This window comes from Allobosea sp. 2RAB26, from assembly GCF_052115465.1.
Classification (GTDB): Bacteria; Pseudomonadota; Alphaproteobacteria; order Rhizobiales; family Beijerinckiaceae; genus Allobosea.
Genome location: NZ_JBFRGS010000003.1, coordinates 102,400 through 120,361, shown reverse-complemented (window position 1 = coordinate 120,361; position 17,962 = coordinate 102,400). Strand labels below are relative to the sequence as shown.

16 protein-coding genes are annotated in these 17,962 nt (G+C 65.4%); 8 read left to right on the top strand and 8 right to left on the bottom strand.

Going from position 1 to position 17,962, the window contains the following annotated elements:
- Positions 1-165: 165 nt before the first annotated feature.
- Together glyS and AB4118_RS06275 are read right to left on the bottom strand one after the other, a co-directional pair.
- The gene (gene glyS / locus AB4118_RS06280; RefSeq protein WP_441488939.1) at positions 166-2,304 is read right to left on the bottom strand and encodes a glycine--tRNA ligase subunit beta; all 2,139 of its coding nucleotides are present in this window, start codon (positions 2,302-2,304) and stop codon (positions 166-168) included.
- On the bottom strand, positions 2,304-3,221 hold the full coding sequence (locus AB4118_RS06275; protein ID WP_069882152.1) for a glycine--tRNA ligase subunit alpha: 918 nt from the start codon (positions 3,219-3,221) through the stop codon (positions 2,304-2,306). Before AB4118_RS06275 ends, glyS begins: the two co-directional genes overlap by 1 nt.
- 238 nt (positions 3,222-3,459) lie before the next feature.
- Between AB4118_RS06275 and AB4118_RS06270 the strand changes: the two genes are divergently transcribed.
- Positions 3,460-3,750, top strand: a complete 291-nt coding sequence (locus AB4118_RS06270; RefSeq protein WP_441488938.1) for a hypothetical protein — start codon at positions 3,460-3,462, stop codon at positions 3,748-3,750.
- 137 nt (positions 3,751-3,887) lie between these two features.
- Positions 3,888-4,208 (top strand): hypothetical protein, encoded by a 321-nt coding sequence (locus tag AB4118_RS06265; RefSeq protein ID WP_441488937.1) that lies wholly within the window; start codon positions 3,888-3,890, stop codon positions 4,206-4,208.
- 187 nt (positions 4,209-4,395) lie between these two features.
- Here AB4118_RS06265 and AB4118_RS06260 read toward each other — a convergent pair whose 3' ends face one another.
- Complete coding sequence (locus tag AB4118_RS06260) at positions 4,396-5,151, bottom strand: tRNA1(Val) (adenine(37)-N6)-methyltransferase (protein WP_441488936.1); 756 nt, start codon at positions 5,149-5,151, stop codon at positions 4,396-4,398.
- Positions 5,144-5,368 carry a putative signal transducing protein gene (locus AB4118_RS06255; protein ID WP_069877466.1) on the bottom strand — a complete coding sequence of 75 codons (225 nt, stop codon included), beginning with the start codon at positions 5,366-5,368 and terminating at the stop codon, positions 5,144-5,146. Before AB4118_RS06255 ends, AB4118_RS06260 begins: the two co-directional genes overlap by 8 nt.
- A 150-nt stretch (positions 5,369-5,518) precedes the next feature.
- Between AB4118_RS06255 and AB4118_RS06250 the strand changes: the two genes are divergently transcribed.
- A complete protein-coding gene (locus tag AB4118_RS06250; protein WP_069877467.1) occupies positions 5,519-6,535 on the top strand; it encodes a polyprenyl synthetase family protein in 1,017 nt (338 codons plus the stop codon).
- Between the two features lie 54 nt (positions 6,536-6,589).
- Here AB4118_RS06250 and AB4118_RS06245 read toward each other — a convergent pair whose 3' ends face one another.
- The 3 genes from AB4118_RS06245 to AB4118_RS06235 all read right to left on the bottom strand — a co-directional run bounded on the left by AB4118_RS06245 (position 6,590) and on the right by AB4118_RS06235 (position 11,383).
- Positions 6,590-7,474 carry a 4-(cytidine 5'-diphospho)-2-C-methyl-D-erythritol kinase gene (locus AB4118_RS06245; protein WP_441488935.1) on the bottom strand — a complete coding sequence of 295 codons (885 nt, stop codon included), beginning with the start codon at positions 7,472-7,474 and terminating at the stop codon, positions 6,590-6,592.
- 32 nt (positions 7,475-7,506) lie between these two features.
- Complete coding sequence (locus tag AB4118_RS06240) at positions 7,507-9,285, bottom strand: tetratricopeptide repeat protein (RefSeq protein ID WP_441488934.1); 1,779 nt, start codon at positions 9,283-9,285, stop codon at positions 7,507-7,509.
- Between the two features lie 418 nt (positions 9,286-9,703).
- The gene (locus AB4118_RS06235; protein WP_441488933.1) at positions 9,704-11,383 is read right to left on the bottom strand and encodes an electron transfer flavoprotein-ubiquinone oxidoreductase; all 1,680 of its coding nucleotides are present in this window, start codon (positions 11,381-11,383) and stop codon (positions 9,704-9,706) included.
- A gap of 219 nt (positions 11,384-11,602) precedes the next feature.
- Between AB4118_RS06235 and AB4118_RS06230 the strand changes: the two genes are divergently transcribed.
- From AB4118_RS06230 to ypfJ, 4 genes are all read left to right on the top strand, one after another.
- Complete coding sequence (locus AB4118_RS06230; protein ID WP_441488932.1) at positions 11,603-12,415, top strand: uracil-DNA glycosylase; 813 nt, start codon at positions 11,603-11,605, stop codon at positions 12,413-12,415.
- A 150-nt stretch (positions 12,416-12,565) separates the two neighbouring features.
- Positions 12,566-13,996, top strand: a complete 1,431-nt coding sequence (locus AB4118_RS06225; RefSeq protein WP_441488931.1) for a cytochrome ubiquinol oxidase subunit I — start codon at positions 12,566-12,568, stop codon at positions 13,994-13,996.
- A gap of 13 nt (positions 13,997-14,009) precedes the next feature.
- The gene (gene cydB, locus AB4118_RS06220; RefSeq protein ID WP_441488930.1) at positions 14,010-15,014 is read left to right on the top strand and encodes a cytochrome d ubiquinol oxidase subunit II; all 1,005 of its coding nucleotides are present in this window, start codon (positions 14,010-14,012) and stop codon (positions 15,012-15,014) included.
- 109 nt (positions 15,015-15,123) lie between these two features.
- Positions 15,124-16,005, top strand: a complete 882-nt coding sequence (gene ypfJ, locus AB4118_RS06215) for a KPN_02809 family neutral zinc metallopeptidase (protein WP_069877471.1) — start codon at positions 15,124-15,126, stop codon at positions 16,003-16,005.
- A 102-nt stretch (positions 16,006-16,107) separates the two neighbouring features.
- Here the strand turns inward: ypfJ and AB4118_RS06210 are convergent, their stop codons facing one another.
- Entirely contained in the window at positions 16,108-16,596 is a 489-nt protein-coding gene (locus tag AB4118_RS06210; RefSeq protein WP_441488929.1) for a glycosyltransferase family A protein, read from the bottom strand.
- A 127-nt stretch (positions 16,597-16,723) separates the two neighbouring features.
- On the opposite strand from AB4118_RS06210, the gene AB4118_RS06205 reads away from it, so the two are divergent.
- A complete protein-coding gene (locus AB4118_RS06205; protein ID WP_441488928.1) occupies positions 16,724-17,914 on the top strand; it encodes a PA0069 family radical SAM protein in 1,191 nt (396 codons plus the stop codon).
- The last annotated feature ends 48 nt before the right edge of the window (positions 17,915-17,962 follow it).

Sequence of the window (17,962 nt, the reverse complement as noted above, 5' to 3'; positions counted from 1 at the left end):
CGGTTTCTCTGCAGGACAGAACGTCGCAGGATGGGAATTGGTTCCGTTTCAGGGGCCGAGCGCCCGCTTATCCCGAGCTTTCACCGCCATTTTCGGCATAATCGGGCCTGACCCGACCATGCCTGTCGCGAGGCGCGGATGCTCGCCGCAAGGCGCCGTGGCGCGCTAGCCTGCGATCCGCGAGAAATCCGCCACGGCGCGCGTCGCCTCACGCAGCTGGTTGAGCAGCTTGAGGCGGTTGGCGCGCAGGGCCGGATCGGGATCGTTGACCGTAACCTTGTCGAAGAAGGCATCGACCGCGGGCCTGAGCTCGGCCAGCGCAGCCATCGCACTCTCGAAATCCTCCTTGGCGACGGCAGCCTCGGCCTTCGGCGTTGCCTGGGCCAGTGCAACGGCGAGCCCCTTCTCTTCGATCAGCCCGGCATCGGCGATGAGCTGGAGATCGGCGGCAGCGGCAAAAGCGCCCTCGCCGTCCTTCTTCTCCTCGGCCTTGAGGATATTCGCCGCACGGCGATAACCGCTGAGCAGGTTCACGCCGTCTTCGGTGTCGAGGAAGCGGCTGAGCGCGTCGACGCGGCGGGTGATGAGCAGGAGATCGTCGCTGTTCGATGCGCCTTCGCCCAGCACGGCATCGACCAGGTCATGCCGCGCCCCGGCATCGCGCAGCACGACCTTCAAGCGGTCATGGAAGAAAGAGACGAGGTCTGGATCCCTGGCCAGATCGGCGAGCGAGAGCCTGACCCCATTCTCGACAACCAGCCTGATCACGCCCAGCGCCGCGCGGCGCAGCGCATAGGGATCCTTGCTCCCGGTCGGCTTCTCGTCGATGGCCCAGAAGCCGACCAGCGTATCGAGCTTGTCGGCCAGCGCCACGGCAACGGAGACCGGATCCGTCGGCACGCGATCGGAGGGGCCGAGCGGCTTGTAGTGCTCTTCGATCGCTGCGGCGACAGAAGCGTTCTCGCCCTGCAGCTCGGCATATTTCCGGCCCATCAGCCCCTGCAATTCCGGGAACTCGCCGACCATCTCGGTCGGCAGATCGGCCTTGGCGAGTTTCGCCGCGCGTTCGGCGAGAGCGGGATCGGCACCGACGAGCGGCGCCAGCTCGCGAGCCAGCGCCGCGATGCGCTGCACGCGCGCGCCCTGCGTCCCAAGCTTGGCGTGGAAGACGACGCCGAGCTTATCAAGCTTGGCCATGCGCTGGTCGAGCGGCTTGGCGAGGTCGAGGCCAAGTGTCCCGGCACTCTCCCTGAACGTGTCGAGATCGGGCAGTGAGCCCTTGTCGGTCGCGAAGAAATAGGCCGCGTCCGAGAGGCGCGCACGCACGACGCGGCCATTGCCGGCGACGATTGCGCTGCCGCCATCGCTGGCGTTCAGGTTCGAGACAAGGATGAACTTGTTGGCGAGCGCGCCCGTCACCGGGTCACGCAGCACGAAGCATTTCTGGTTGGCGCGGATCGTGGCGCGGATCGCCTCGCCCGGAATCTCGAGGAAGCGCTCCTCGAAGGCGCCCATCAGCACGACCGGCCATTCGACGAGGCCGGCGACCTCCTCGAGCAGGCCTTCATCCTCGACGAGGTCCAGCCCCTGCGCGAAGGCGAGGTTCCGGGCGTCGGTGAGGATGATTTCCTTGCGCCGGTCGGCATCGAGCACGACCTTCGCCTTTTCCAGATGCGCGACATAATCGTCGAAACGCCTGACTGTTATGGCCTGAGGCGCATGGAAGCGGTGGCCATAGGTCGTGTTGCCGGAGGCAATGCCGTCGACCTCGAACCGGACCACCTCGGGCTCCTCGGTCTCCGGCCCGAAGGTGCAGAGGATCGAGTGGAGCGGGCGCACCCAGCGCAGGCTGGCGCCGGCGGCGGAGGCTTTGCCCCAGCGCATCGATTTCGGCCAGGGAAAGCTGCGAATCACCTGCGGGACGATCTCGGCGATGGCGGCGACCGTCTCCTGCCCCGGCTTCTCGATGATGGCGACGTAGGAATCGCCCTTCTTGGGGTCGCTGACGATGGTCGCCTGGTCGAGCGAGGCAAGCCCTGCCGCCTTCAGGAACCCTTGGACGGCGGCGTCGGGCGCGCCCACGCGCGGCCCCTTGCGCTCCTCGCGGATATCGCGGCCGCGCACCGGCAGTTCAGCGATGTGCAAGGCGAGGCGGCGCGGCGTCGCAAAGGCCCTGGCGCCCTCATAGACGAGGCCGCGTTCGACCAACTCATCGGTGACGAGCTTCTTGAGGTCTTCCGCCGCCTTGCGCTGCATGCGGGCGGGAATCTCTTCCGAGAAGAGTTCGAGCAGGAGATCGGGCATCAGTTCGCTCCCCCGCCGGCGGTCTTCAGCCAGGCCGCACCGCAGGCCTTGGACAGTTCACGCACGCGCAGGATGTAGCTCTGGCGCTCGGTGACCGAGATCACCCCGCGCGCATCGAGCAGGTTGAACATGTGGCTGGCCTTGATGCACTGGTCATAGGCCGGCAGCGCCAGCGAGTGGCGCGGATCATTGGCTCCCTCCCCGGCTTCGCCCGCGGCGAGCAGCGCCCGGCACTCGGCCTCGGCATCGTTGAAGTGGCGGAACAGCATCGCCGTGTCGGCATGTTCGAAATTATAGCGCGAGAATTCCTGCTCGGCCTGGAGGAAGACATCGCCGTAGCTGACGCGATCCTCACCCTCGAGCCCGTTGAAATTCAGATCCATGATGCGGTCGACGCCCTGCAGATAGCAGGCGAGACGTTCGAGCCCATAGGTCAGCTCTCCCGCGACAGGCGCGCATTCGACGCCGGCGACCTGCTGGAAATAGGTGAACTGACTCACCTCCATGCCGTCGCACCAGCACTCCCAGCCGAGCCCCCAGGCGCCCAGTGTCGGGCTCTCCCAATCGTCCTCGACGAAGCGGATATCGTGGAGCCCCATGTCGACGCCAATGGCCTGGAGCGAGTCGAGATAGAGCTGCTGCAGATCCGGCGGCGATGGCTTCAGAATGACCTGGAACTGGTAATAATGCTGCAGGCGGTTGGGGTTCTCGCCATAGCGGCCGTCCTTCGGCCGACGCGAAGGCTGGACATAGGCAGCCTTCCAGGGCTTGGGACCGAGCGCGCGCAGCGTCGTCGCCGGGTGGAACGTACCGGCGCCGACTTCCATGTCGTAGGGCTGCAGGACGACGCAACCGCGCTCCGCCCAGAAGCGCTGCAAGGTCAGCAGCAGGCCCTGGAACGAGCGGGTCGGGTTCATCGGATCGGAGACGGGAGCACCGGCCAAGAGCTTGAGCCTTCCAGACAATCTAAGAATAGCGGCGTGCTTAGGGGCAGCCACGGCGCGCGGTCAAGCATTCCGCGCATGACCATGGAACCGACGCGGACAGCATTCGTTCATGATCGGCGGGATAATCTCCGCAGCAACCGTACAGTCCGCGGCGTTCGGGGCGAGCGCTCGAGACGGGCCGGCGGCGTCAGCCAGCAGGAGTAGCTTAATGCTGTCATCACGTTTCATTGCCGCTCTCTTCGGAGCGCTCACCCTCATGTTCGCGGCCTTCACCGTCGCCCCCGCAACGGCCGCACCGGTCAGCACCGGCACGATGCAGACGACGCAGGCTCCGACTGATCTGGTCCAGCAGGCGCAGTACTATGGCCCGCGTCCCTATTATGGCCCGCGCCGCCCGTATTACGGCCGCCCGGTCTATCGTCCGCGCTGCTTCTACAGTAACCGCCGCGTCTGGAACGGCTATCGCTGGGTGATGCGTTCGGTGCGCGTCTGCCGCTGATCGCGGCGTGAATTGTGGCTGCCATGTGGCGGTCCGATGAAGGATAGCTGAACGGCGCGGTGTCGCGCCGTTCAGTTTTTGAGCGTTAGCATCTTCACCGAATTGGTGTTCGACCGGCAGGGGAGAGAATCCACGCCATGCTTCGCAAAGCTTTTCTCGGTGTCGCGGCAGCGGTCAGCCTCGGCGGCGGCGTCATCGCCAGCGCCCCGGCCTCGGCCCAGGTCGTCACCCTCGGCTTGAGTGCAGCCGCGCAGGCGGATCATGGCTACGAGCAGGTCCAGTACGGCTATGGCCCGGGTTGGGGCCCGCGCCCCTATTACGGTCGGCCCTATTATGGCGGTCCGCAGCCCTATTACGGCTATGGCGGTCCGTATTACCGCCCGCGCTGCTTTTTCCGCCCGTTCCGTTATTGGGATGGCTGGCGCTGGGTCGTGCAGCAGCAGCGGATCTGCCGCTGATCTCACCGTCCGTGATTGCATCGGCTTTCCCGAGAGCGGTGATCCACTTTTCGGGCCGGTGATCTAACCTTCTATGTTCGCATCGGCTTTCCCGAAAACCGCAATCCACTTTTCGGGCCGATCATCTAACCTTCTGTGTTCGCATCGGCTTTCCCGAAAACCGCAATCCACTTTTCGGGCCGATGCTTTAGCCGAGCAGTGCCCGGCCACGGTGAACCGCTTCGCTGAGTTCGGTGAAGCGGCCATCAGGCCCGTTCAAGACAAAGGCCGGCAGCAGCGCTGCCGGCTTTCTGCTGTTCAGCGTCGCCGTGACGATGATGCGAATCGCCGGCCGGTCGGCCGAGGCGTGCACGGGGCGGATGGCCACGCCACCAAAGCCGGTTTCCAGCCCATTCAGAATAGCCCCCAGCGCCTCGGCCCGATGAATGATCGCGACGCGTCCGCGCGGCTTGAGCAGCCGGCGCGCTGCCTTCAACCAGATTTCGAACGGCTGATCGGCGACATGCGCCGTTCGCCGGTTGCTCACTGGCGACGCCTTCACCGTATCGTCTGCAAAGAAGGGCGGGTTCATTGCCACGCAGGCGAAACCTGCTGGCACAAGGCTGGCTTCGGCACCGGCCCCGACATCGGCCGCAACGAGCCTGACCCGATCGCCGAAGCCGTTCAGGACGATGTTCTGCTCGGCCAGCGCCGCAAGGCGGGGATGCCGCTCGATCAGCGTGACCGTCAGCTCCGGCCGAAGCATCGCCGCGGCCAGACCGACCGTCCCGACGCCAGCGCCGAAATCGGCCAGCGGGCCTGTTTCGTCTTCCGACAACGCCGCAGCGAGCAGAATCGCGTCCGTGCCGGCACGATGCCCCTTCTTCGGCTGACGAAGAATCAGACGGCCATCGAGCAATCGATCCTCGACGATCTCGCCGAGATCCGTCTCCGAATCACTCATCGCGCAGCTCGGCGCCGAACCCCGCCTCGATCAAAAGCGCGCGGGCCCTTCGGCGATCCACCTCGCGCACGAGCAGGCGCCTCTGGAAGGCTCCGGTCATGCCCTCAAGCGCGCTCATGTGCTGGTCGGCGATCAGACAATCGAGATTGGCGGATGCGAGCAGCGCCTCGATGGCGCCAAGCAGGACAAGGTCATTGGTACGGACGAGTTCGTGCATTGTGTCATGGAGACGAAGGCAGGGTCTGCGCGCAAGCCATTTTCGGCCCTGGACTCGCGGGTGCGGCGTCAAAGTGCGATTGCGGGGGCTGGCCACCCATGCAACGGTTGTGGCAATGCAACAAAGCTGAAATCGGCCGGAGTGAGCAGCGTGGGCGTCGTCGTACCCTTCGAGGACAAGGAACAGGGACAGGCCAGTATCGAGGGTCTCGTCGGCCTGACACGCACCGACATGGAGCGCGTCAATGCGATGATCCTGTCGCGCACCGGCTCGGACGTCACCATGATCCCCGAGGTCGCCAACCACCTGATCTCGTCGGGCGGCAAGCGCCTGCGGCCGATGCTGACGCTCGCCACGGCCGCGCTCTGCGGCTATCGGGGCGAGGGTCATGTCAAGCTCGCGGCCAGCGTCGAGTTCATGCACACCGCAACGCTGCTTCATGACGACGTCGTCGACGAGAGCGACATGCGCCGCGGCAAGCTCGCGGCCCGCATGGTCTGGGGCAATGAAGCGAGCGTGCTGGTCGGTGACTTCCTGCTCGGACAGGCCTTCAAGATGATGGTCGAGGTCGGCTCGCTCCGCGCGCTCGATATTCTCTCCACCGCAGCCGCCGTCATCGCCGAAGGCGAGGTGATGCAGCTCGCCGCGGCCAAGAACACCGCCACGACCGAGGACGAGTACCTCGCCGTCATCCGCGGCAAGACCGCGGAGCTGTTCGCGGCGGCCTGCGAAGTCGGGCCGGTGATCGCCGAATCACCCAAGGCCGATGCTGCCGCCTGCCGCAGCTATGGGCTCAATCTCGGCATCGCCTTCCAGCTCATCGACGACGCGCTCGACTACGGCGGCGTCGCGAACAAACTCGGCAAGAACACCGGCGACGATTTCCGCGAGGGCAAGATCACCCTGCCGGTCGTGCTCTCCTTCCGGCGCGGCGACGAGACCGAACGCGCCTTCTGGCGCCGCACGCTGCAGGATGGCGAGATCAAGGACGGCGATCTCGAGGAGGCGCAAGCGATCATGCGCCGTCACCGTGCCCTCGACGATACGATCGAGCGGGCCCAGCACTACGCCAAGATGGCGAAGGATGCGCTCGGCCTCTTCCCCTCATCGCCGATGAAGCAGGCGCTGAACGAGACAGTCGATTTCTGCGTGGCGCGGGCGCACTGAGCGTGGCGCGGGCGCACTGAGCGTGGCGCGGGCGCACTGAGCAGCCCGCGGACCTCATCTCAGCAGGGTCGGCTTGATCCACCAATCCGGCCGCTCATCCGCCAGCAGCTTCGCAGCGGCAGCGCTCTGCCGGCAATCGTCGAACAGGGCAAAGCAGGTCGCGCCCGAGCCTGACATTCTGCCGAGCCGGTAACCCGGCAGCCGGGACAGCCGCTGCAGGACGTCGGTGATGATCGGCGCGACCTGAGCCGCCGGGGCTTCGAGATCGTTGCCGGTCCGATGCAGCGCCGCAAGCAGGTCCGGGGCAGCAGCGAAGCGCTCCGCCGCACCGATGCCCGATTCCACTGCGGCCGGGCAAGATTGCCCCTGCGCAAGTCCGAGCGTACGGAAAACGTCTGCGGTGCCGACGGCGACATTCGGGTTGACCAGAATGGCGAAGAGCGGCGGCAGGCACAGTGCGGGGCCGAGGCGCTCGCCAATCCCGGCCATGATGCGAGCGCGCGACTCGAGGCAGACCAGGACATCGGCGCCAACCCTGATGGCAGCGCGCTGCAGCTGAGGCGAGGCAGGCGAGAGCCCGTTCAGCCTTGCCAGCAGACGCAAGGTTGCTGCCGCGTCAGCCGAGCCTCCGCCAATGCCGGAGGCGACCGGCAGACGCTTGACGAGGTGGAAATGTCCGGTTCGCAGTCCGGGGAGCTCGTCTGCCAGCGCCTGCACGGCACGGAGAACCAGATTCCCATCATCCGCGACAAGACTGGTGCCTTGCGGACCACCGATCGTCAGGCCGAGGCCTGAAGCCGGTTCCAGCGCCAGCGAATCACCGACACTGGCGAAGGCGACGAGGCTCTTCAGCTCGTGGTAGCCATCGGCGCGACGGCCGAGGATTTTCAGATCGAGATTGACCTTGGCGCGAGCGCGGGTCGTCAGCGCAACAGGCACGCGAGGTCCGTCACCGCATCACAATGCATCGGTCAGCCGCCATCCGCCTTCGGCTCGGCGGCATTGGCCGACGGGGCCTCCTCCAGCCCCTTCTCGATCTTGTGCTTGATCTTGACCAGATCCTCGGGCTCCGGGCTGAGATCGCGGGCGGCGTTCCACTGAAAGACCGCCTCCAGCTTGCGGTCGACGCGCCAATAGACATCGCCGAGATGATCGTTGATCACCGGATCGGAGGGCCGCAGCTCCATCGCGCGCTCGAGTTCGCGGGTCGCCTCGGTATAGCGGCCGAGCCGGTAGTAAGCCCAGCCGAGCGAATCGGTGATGTAGCCGTCACGCGGGCGCAGTTCGACGGCCCGGCGCAGCATGCCCAGCGCTTCATCGAGCTTGAGATGCTGATCGACCAGGGAATAGCCGAGATAGTTGAGCACCAGCGCCCGCTCGCGCCCCAGCGCCTCCGGCATCAGTTCGAGGGCCTTGCGCAGATCCTCCTCGGCCTCCGCCCAGCGCTTGATGCGCTCGCGGGCGATGCCACGGAAGTAATAAAGGTCCCAGTTCGAGCGGCCCGGCGAAGCGAGCTTCGCGATCGCCTTGTCATAGGTGTCGGCAGCCTCGGCGAAGCGCTTGCGTGAGCGGTAGACATTGCCGAGCGCCGAGAGCGCGTCGACATCGTCAGGGCGCGCTGCGATCAGCGCTTCGAGATGCTTCACCGCCTCGTCCGACTTGCCAAGCGCTTCCAGCGCCAGACCGGACTGGATCTCGGCATTGGAGGCCAGCGGCGAACCCGGCGGCATGCGGTTGTAGACCGTCACCGCATCATCGAGCTGCTTGGCCCGCTCCAGGATGTCGCCGAGTGTCAGGACGGCGAGATCGTGATTGGGGTCAAGATAGAGGGCGAGCCTGAGATAGAGCAGTGCAGCGGCCTCGTCTCCCTGGCGGTTCCCCGCGCTGGCGAGGCCGTAGAGCACTTCGGCAGCACCCTGCTGCGCCGTAGCGACCGAGCGGGCAAGCGGCTCCTTGGCGGCGACCCGGGTCAATCCGTCACGCACGATGGGGTGATTCGGCAGGAGCCTGTCGAAGGCGCCATAGGTTGCCGCAGCTCCTTCGAAATCGCCGGAGCGGGTCTGGAAGCGAGCCCAGAGATCGACGAGACGCAGCGTCGTCTTCTCGGCCTCATAGGCCGCCTTGAGCCTGCGCTCGGAATCCGCCTTGCGGCCGGCGATATCGAGGATCAGGCCGGCATGATAGTCGCGGAAGAGATTGTAGGAAGGCTCGCCCTTGAGCCGCTCGAGCGTCTCGAGCGCGCGGTTGGTCTGGCCGGAGCCGGCATAGGACCATGCGGACAGCAAGGTCGCCGTGATGTCGGCGGAACGCCCGCGCCCGCCGCGCTGCAGGTGATTGCGCGCCGTCTGATACTGTTTCTGCTTGATGGCGCGAATGCCGATCGCGAGCTGCGCCAGCCCGTTGCTCGGGTCGCGCTGCACCAGCTTCTCGGCGGCGCGGAACGCGTCATCCATGGAGCCATCGGCCAGGAAGGCGACGAAACCACGCTCCAGCAGATCGTTGTTCTTCGGATCGCCCTTGATCGCCTCCCGCAGGAAGACCGAGGCCGCGCCAAGGTCTCGGCCGGCACCGGCCACGATCGCGGCCAGATAGTTGCCTTCAAGGCTTTCGGCAGGCTCAAGCGGCTCGGTGGTGCGGGTCGGCGTATTGGCTTGCGTGGTGGCCTGCGCAGCGGCCCCGGCATGAAGCGCGACAAACAAGGCCAAGGCCAATGTCGCGCCGGCCCCTCGGCCGTTCATTCGAAACGTCACGACTGCTATTCTCCCTCGGTCCGCTGCCTCGTGTGGCACAGGGGCTGGGTCCATTCAGCGCGACCGTGACCGCTTCGCATAGGCGCGCAAGATGGCCGTTTCCGGGCGCCCCGGCAAGCCGCAAAGCCGGCGCAGATCGCCTCCGTAGCAAGGATGCAACAACCACTGCAATCACGTCGTGCAGCGCACAAATTCAATCACGTCACGCTGCAGATCGGCACGCCATCACCATTGCAGCTGCATCTCTCGGCTCTGTGGCGACGATTCGCCCAGGATCATCCCAGGGAGACGATCGTTCGCTCGGTCGCCGCGATGATCGACCGCACCTCGCCGGGGCCAAGTGACCATTTCGGCAGGACAAGCCGCCGCCCTGGCAGGGCGCGGCCTCCTTATCGCACCGGTCACCGTCGCCGGCTCATCACATGTTCGAGTAACCCGGGCCACCGCCGCCCTCAGGCACCACCCAGGTGATGTTCTGGGCGGGATCCTTGATGTCGCATGTCTTGCAGTGCACGCAGTTCTGCGCGTTGATGACGAAGCGCGGATCGCTCTTCGTCTCGTTGTCCTTGTAGACGATCTCGTAGACGCCGGCCGGGCAATAGAGCCGGGCGGGCTCGCCATAGAGCGGCAGATTCTTCGCCACAGGAATGGCGGGATCGGTCAGCTTCAGATGGGCGGGCTGGTCTTCCTCGTGATTGGTCGAGGACAGGAACACCGACGACAGCTTGTCGAAGGAGAGCTTGCCGTCCGGCTTGGGATAGGTGATCGGCGTCACCTCGCTCAGTGGCTTCAGCGTCGCGTAATCCGGCTTGCCATGCTTGAGCGTGCCGAAAGGCGACCAGCCGAAGAGCTGGTTCAGCCACATGTCGATGCCGCCGAGCACAACACCGCCGATCGTCCCGAATTTCGACCAGAGCGGCTTGACGTTGCGGACCGGCTTGAGGTCGCGGCCGATCGGAGACGCGCGCCAGCTGGTTTCGATCTCGCTGACTTCGTCATGCGCGCGTCCCGCCGCCAGCGCCGGCACGAGATGCTCGGCCGCCAGCATGCCGGACAGGATCGCGTTGTGGCTGCCCTTGATGCGCGGCACGTTGACGAAGCCGGCCGCGCAGCCGACCAATGCCCCGCCCGGGAAGCTGAGTTTCGGCACGGATTGCCAGCCACCTTCGGTGATGGCGCGCGCGCCGTAGGACAGGCGCTTGCCGCCCTCGAAGACGTCCCGGATCATCGGGTGCGTCTTGAAGCGCTGGAACTCGTCGAAGGGCGAGAGTGTCGGGTTCTCGTAGTTCAGATGCACGACGAAGCCGACGGTGACGAGATTGTCGTCGAAATGATAGAGGAACGAGCCGCCACCGGTCTTGCCGTCGAGCGGCCAGCCGAAGGAGTGCTGCACCCGGCCCTTGTGGAACTTCTCCGGCTTGACCTGCCAGATCTCCTTGAGGCCGATGCCGTATTTCTGGGGCTCACGATCCTTGTCGAGACCAAAGCGCTGGATCGCGATCTTGGACAGCGAGCCGCGCGCTCCTTCGCCGAGTAGGGTATAGCGCCCGCGCAGCTCCATGCCGCGGGTGAAGCGTTCGGAGACCGTGCCGTCCTTGGCGATCCCCATGTCGCCCGTGGCGACACCAGTGACGGCGCCCTTCTCATCGAAGAGAAGCTCAGCGGCCGCGAAGCCTGGATAGATCTCGACACCCAGCGCCTCGGCGCGGGTCGCCAGATAGCGCGTCACCAGCCCGAGCGAGCCGACGAAATTGCCGTGATTGTTCATCAGCTTCGGCATGCCGAAATTCGGCAGCCGGATTCCGTTCGGCTCGGTCAGGAAATAGAAGATGTCCTCGCTGACTTCCGTGGTCAGCGGGCGTGCCTCGTCCTGGCGCCAGTGAGGCAACAGCGCGTCGAGACCAATCGGATCGATAACCGCGCCCGAGAGGATATGGGCGCCGACCTCCGCCCCCTTCTCGACCACGACCACCGAGATGGCCTCGTCGAGCTGCTTCAAGCGAATGGCGGCTGCGAGACCAGCGGGACCTGCGCCGACGATGACGACGTCATAGTCCATGCTCTCGCGCGGGGTGCTTTGCGCTTCCTCGAGTTCCATCCTGCCCTCCGCCAGCAACTTTCGCCTTGACAGCGATAGTTTACATATGAACGATCACACTCTCTGGCTCAAGCCAAACCGAAACCAGATTGGAACCCCTCTATCCGAGCCCACGTTCCAATTTGCAACCGCGTTTGACCGCTCCGGCGAGCACGCGGAGCCGGGACAGCCGCCCGACAGGTGTCGCGAAGCCGCGCCGGACCGTGCTAAGACGCCGGGATGATCCCTGCTGGCCACGATCCCGTCGAACTCATTGCCTGGTACGCCGAGATGGGCGTCACCGAGATGCTCGACGAGACGCCGCATGACCATTTCGCCGAATCCGCACAGGCCGCCGAGGCAGCCGCCACGCAGGCTGCAGCACGCCGCAATCCTCTGCGTGCGGTTCCTGCCGCGCGCGTCATCGCGGCCGACGCGACGGCGCCCGACGAGGCCATGCAGAGCGCGCGCCTGCTGGCCGGGCAGGCGAAGACGCTCGACGAATTGAAGGTGGCACTGGCCAGCTTCGAGGGCTGCGCGCTCAAGGCCACCGCGAAGAATCTCGTCTTCGCCGACGGCAATCCGGAGGGGCGCGTGATGTTCGTCGGGGAGGCCCCCGGCGCCGATGAAGACAGGCTCGGCCTGCCCTTCGTCGGGCGCTCCGGCCAGTTGCTCGACCGGATGCTGGCGGCCATCGGCCTCAACCGGCAGGAACATGTCTACATCGCCAATCTTCTGCCCTGGCGTCCGCCCGGCAACCGCACGCCGACGCCGCAGGAGGTCGCGATCTGCCTGCCCTTCATTCAACGGCAGATCGAACTCGCCAATCCCGACATCCTCGTCTGTATCGGCGGCCCCTCTGCCCAGGGCCTGCTCGGCTTCACCGGCATCCTCGCCTCGCGCGGCAAGTGGACCGAGTACGATATGGGCACCCGGCGCATCCGCGCCCTCGCCACGCTTCACCCCGCCTATCTGTTGCGCCAGCCCCTGCAGAAACGCCTCGCCTGGCGCGACATGCGGGCGCTCAGGACAGCACTCGACGCAGCCAGCTAAAGTATTCGCCTGCGACAACGCAGCCCTGCCTCTGCGACAATCCGGCCCCTCGCGCAGTTTCGGATTTGACTAAGTTGCCCCGCAGCGACGATGCTGTGCGGGCAGAGTCGTTTCAAGCCGCTCGTGCGGCGTGCCGGCCGGAGCCTTGCGATGGAAATCGACGCATTTCTGCTTTCGCGTATTCAATTTGCTTTCACGGTTTCCTTTCACATCGTCTTCCCCGCCTTCACGATCGGGCTTTCCGCCTATATCGCGACATTGCTCGGCCTCTGGCTGAAGACCGGCGACGACAAGTTTCATCTGCTCGCCCGGTTCTGGACCAAGATCTTTGCGGTCTCCTTCGCGATGGGCGTCGTTTCGGGAATCGTGCTGTCCTACCAGTTCGGCACGAACTGGAGCCGGTTCTCGACGGTGGTCGGCAACGTCATCGGTCCGCTGATCGGCTACGAGGTGCTGAGCGCCTTCTTCCTCGAGGCCTCCTTCCTGGGCGTCATGCTGTTCGGCTGGAAGCGCGTCCCGCCCTGGCTGCATTTCCTGTCCGCGGTGATCGTCGCCGCCGGAACGGCCTTGTCGGGGTTCTGGATTCTCTCGGCCAATAGCTGGATGCAGTATCCGACCGGCCACGAGATGCGCGACGGCATCGCCTATCCGGTCGACTGGCTGCAGATCATCTTCAATCCGACCTTCCCCTTGCGCTTCATGCACATGATGACGGCGGCCTATCTGACCACCGCCTTTGTGGTGCTGGCGACGGGAGCGCGCCATCTCCTGGCCGGGACGAGCATCGAGCCTGCCAGGACGATGGTGCGAATGGCGATCCTGATGATCGCCCTGACGGCTCCGATCCAGGCCGTCATCGGCCACCAGCACGGCGAGGACACGGCGAAATACCAGCCGGCGAAGCTCGCAGCGATCGAAGCGCATTGGGATTCGTCGAAGCCCGGCGCTCTGGTTCTCTTCGCCTGGCCCGACGAGAAGGCCGGCATCAACCGCTACGAAATCGCGATTCCCGGGCTCGCCAGCCTCGTGACCCATGGCAGCATGAGCGCTCTCTTTCCCGGCCTGAATGATTTCGCGCCGCAGGACCGGCCGCCCGTCAAGATTCCCTTCTTCGCCTTCCGGCTGATGGTCGGCATCGGCTTCCTGATGATCGGCTTCGGTTGGCTCGGTGCCTATCTCTGGTCACGTGGCAAGGTGTTCGAAGCACGACGTTGGCTCTGGCTGGCGCAATACACCTGGCCACTCGGTTTCGTCGCCATCCTCGCCGGCTGGTTCGTGACCGAGGTCGGGCGCCAGCCCTGGCTCGCAACGGGTGTGCTGCGTTCGGTCGACTCCGTCTCGCCGGTGACGGCGATGCAGGTCGCAATCTCGCTCGCGCTCTTCGTCTGCGTCTATTCCGTGGTCTTTGCGGCCGGGATCCTGCTGATGAACCGGTTGATCGACAAGGGCCCCGACGCTCTCCTCGCCACGGACCCACCGGAGCAGCCTTCGAAGCGGACGCTCAAGGCGACGCAGGATGACGCCTCCGTGCTGTTCGGCGACGGGCATCCCGGCGACGACAAGATCCAGCCGGCGAATTGAGGGGAGAGCTGAGATGGAATGGTATCTCCCCGTCATCTGGGCCGTCCTGATCGGCACGGCCGTGATGCTCTATGTCGTGCTCGACGGTTTCGACCTCGGCATCGCGATCCTCTTCCCGACGACCAGGGACGAGGGCGAACGCGACCAGATGATGAACTCGGTCGCGCCCTTCTGGGATGGTAACGAAACCTGGCTCGTGCTCGGCGGCGGCGGCCTCTGGGTCGCCTTTCCAACCGCCTACGCCATCATCATGCCGGCCTTCTACACACCGATCATCCTGATGCTGCTGGCGCTGATCTTCCGCGGGGTCGCCTTCGAATTCCGCTGGGTCGCCAAGCCGCATCACAGGAAATGGGACATTGCCTTCTGGCTCGGCTCGACCCTTGCGGCCTTCGCTCAGGGCCTCGTGCTCGGTGGCTTGATCCAGGGCATCACCGTGAGCAACCGCGAGTTTGCCGGCGGCCCCTTCGACTGGCTGACGCCGTTCTCGGTGATGTGCGGGGTCGGCGTCGTCGTCGGCTACGCGCTGCTCGGCGCGACCTGGCTCGTTTTCAAGACGGAAGGTGCCGTCGCGGACAGGGCACGGCACCAGGCGAAATGGCTGCTGCTCGGTCTGATGGCTTTCGCGGTGATCGTCTCGCTGTGGACGCCCTACGCACATCCGCGCATCGCCGCGCGCTGGTTCACGCCGTCCAACCTGCTGCTGCTCTGGCCATTCCCGGTCCTGACGGCGTTCTGCGGCTATATGGTCTGGAAGCGGCTGCACGGGCAGCACGAATTCACGCCCTTTGCCTTCACCATCGCGATCTTCCTGCTCTGCTTCCTGGGACTCGCGATCTCGAACTATCCCTATCTGGTGCCCCCGAGCCTGACGATCTGGGATGTGGCCGCAGCGCCGTCCTCCCATATCTTCGTCCTGATCGGCGTCTGCTTCCTGCTGCCGATGATCCTGTTCTACACGGCCTTCGTCTACTGGACCTTCCGCGGCAAGGTGAGGGCCGACAGCGGCTATCACTGAGGTAGCAGGAAGAACCTGGGGAACCACCCGCGCGCGAGCCGGTTGACGAATAGCTTGAGTTCCGGGCCTCTCTCCACGAGATTGCTCGGGACTAGACGGGGACTCCGCCATGCGTTGGGAAGATTATCGCCAGTCCGAGAATCTCGAGGACAGGCGCAATGGCGGCGGCGGCTTCGCGGGGCTTCCCGGCGGGCGCGGCGGTGTCGGCATCGGAACCATGGTCGTGCTCGGCCTTGTCGGCTGGGCGCTCGGGATCGATCCGCGCATCCTGATCGGTGGCGCCGAAATGCTCGGGGTCGGGCGCAGTGCTCCGACCCAGGAGAGCCGCCCGGCCTCAGGCCCGCCGCAGGATGAAATGGGCCGCTTCGTTTCGGCGGTGCTGGCGCAGAACGAAGATATCTGGACCAAGATCCTGCCGCAGCAGGCGAACCGCCGCTACGAACCGCCGAAGCTCGTGCTGTTCTCGCGCATAGATCGCTCGGGGTGCGGCACGGCACAGGCAGCGATGGGGCCGTTCTATTGCCCCGAAGACAAGAAGGTCTATCTCGACCTCTCCTTCTTCCAGGAGATGCAGCGCAAGCTCGGCGGTGGTGGTGACTTCGCCTATGCCTATGTGATCGGCCACGAGGTCGGCCATCACATCCAGAACCTGCTCGGTATCCTGCCCAAGGTGAACCAGCTGCGACAGCGCATCTCGGAGCGCGAATCGAATGCGCTGTCAGTGCGGGTCGAGCTGCAGGCGGACTGCTTCGCCGGCGTCTGGGCGCATAATGTCCAGGCGATGGGCCGAATCGACCAGGGCGATGTCGACGAGGCGATGCGGACGGCGGCGGCCATCGGCGATGACCGGCTGCAGCAAGCCTCGCAAGGCGTGGCCGTGCCCGATTCCTTCACCCACGGCTCGTCGGCGCAACGCACACGCTGGTTCACGACCGGCTTCAAGTCCGGCTCGCTGCAAAGCTGCGATACCTTCCGGACGAACCAGCTTTAGATCATCGGACCCGATCCCGTATCCGGTCCGATCTCACCTCCTGGGGTTGCGTCGGCTTTCCCCGAATACCGCGATCCACCTTTCGGGCCGATGCCTTGCGTCTCAGGATACGGCACGCTCCCGGCGCACCGAGAGACGCCGCGGCGCGGCATTCAGCCGCCCGGCCAGAACCAGTCCCTTCGGCACCACAAGGCCGGCCCGCAGCCGACGCGGGCCGAATGACAGCGCGGCGCGCTCCTTGAGCCCCGCAGCAACCCCGCTCAGCGGCAACAAGGCCGGCCTGTCGGGCGCCAGCAGCAGATGGCGCTCGGTCGCCTGAATCCAGTTTGGCTGCAGGATGTCCCCGGCGCTCAACAGAAGCAGCCAATCGCCGCGCGCCTGTGCGGCACCGGCATGCCAGCTTTCAGGCACGGCCGCCCTGACATAGGTCGCACCCGTCGCATCGGCGAGGCGTTCCACCTCCCCCTCACCATCCGCATCGACGACCACGGCATGGCCGAGGAAACCTTCGGCAACGGCCGGGATCAGCACGGAAAAAGTCGCAGCGAGTGCTCTGGCCGGTCCGTCGGCCCTGATGACGGCTGTAAGCATGGCCCATTGATTATGGCGCAGCGCAACATGCCGCAATCCCGCCACTTGCATTTTGTTCCCTATATGTTCACATTAATGGTCACGGAAACGCCGATTCTTACGGCCCTCTCAGGAACGGCTCAGCGCCATGCAGCAAGCCAGACCCAGTTCGCGACCGATCGCAGCCCAGCCGCTCAGGCGGCATGACGGCGAAACCCTGTCGGCATCCGCGCGTGTCGCTCCGGCCGAGCCCCTCGCCTATGCCGGCCACCGCATCGATCCGGAACGACGGCGCGGGCGCGGGGCAACGATCAATCCAGGCGGACGCTTCGAGACCGAGCAGCGCGTCGCCGAAGATGATGGCTGGGGCTCTCTCGGCGAATTACCAGCCTTCAAGACGGAAGTCGCGATCGAGAAAGCGCGCACGATCATCACGCGGAATGATTCGCCGGATATTTCGTTCGATCGCTCGATCAACCCCTATCGCGGCTGCGAACATGGCTGCGTCTACTGTTTCGCGCGGCCGAGCCATGCCTATCTCGGGCTTTCGCCCGGGCTCGATTTCGAGAGCAAGCTGACAGCCAAGCCCGACGCCGCGCTGCTGCTCGAGAAGGAATTATCGGCACCGTCCTACCAGCCGCGCACCATTGCGATCGGCACCAATACCGACGCCTATCAGCCGATCGAGAAGAAGCTGCGGATCATGCGCTCGATCCTGGAGGTGCTGGCGCGCTTCCGCCACCCGGTCGGCATCGTCACGAAATCGGCACTGGTGCAGCGCGACATCGACATCCTGGCGCCGATGGCAGCGCAGGGCCTCGCCAAGGTCGCGATCTCGGTGACGACGCTCGATCCCAAGATCGCGCGCGGTATGGAGCCGCGCGCCGCCGCGCCGGCGAAGCGGCTGGAGACGATCAAGCGGTTGTCGGATGCCGGCATTCCGGTGACCGTGCTGGTCGCGCCGATCATCCCCGCGATCAACGAGCAGGAAATCGAGCGCATCCTCGACGCCGCCAAGGCCGCCGGGGCGCGCGAGGCCGGTTACGTGCTGCTGCGGCTGCCGCTGGAGGTGAAGGATCTCGTCCAGGACTGGCTGCTGACCCACCATCCAGACAAGCTGCGCCATGTCGTTTCGCTGATCCGCTCGACACGCGGCGGCAAGGATTACGACTCGGCCTGGGGCCAGCGTCAGGTCGGTTCCGGTCCCTATGCCTGGATGATCGGGCGGCGCTTCGAAATGGCGGCCGAACGGCTCGGCTTCAACGCGACGCGATTGCGGTTGCGCAGCGACCTCTTCCTGAAGCCGGAAAAGGAAAAGGCACAGCTCAGCCTGTTCTAGACGACGGCCTTCCGGCATAAGCCCGGCAACGATTTCTTTCCTGGACCG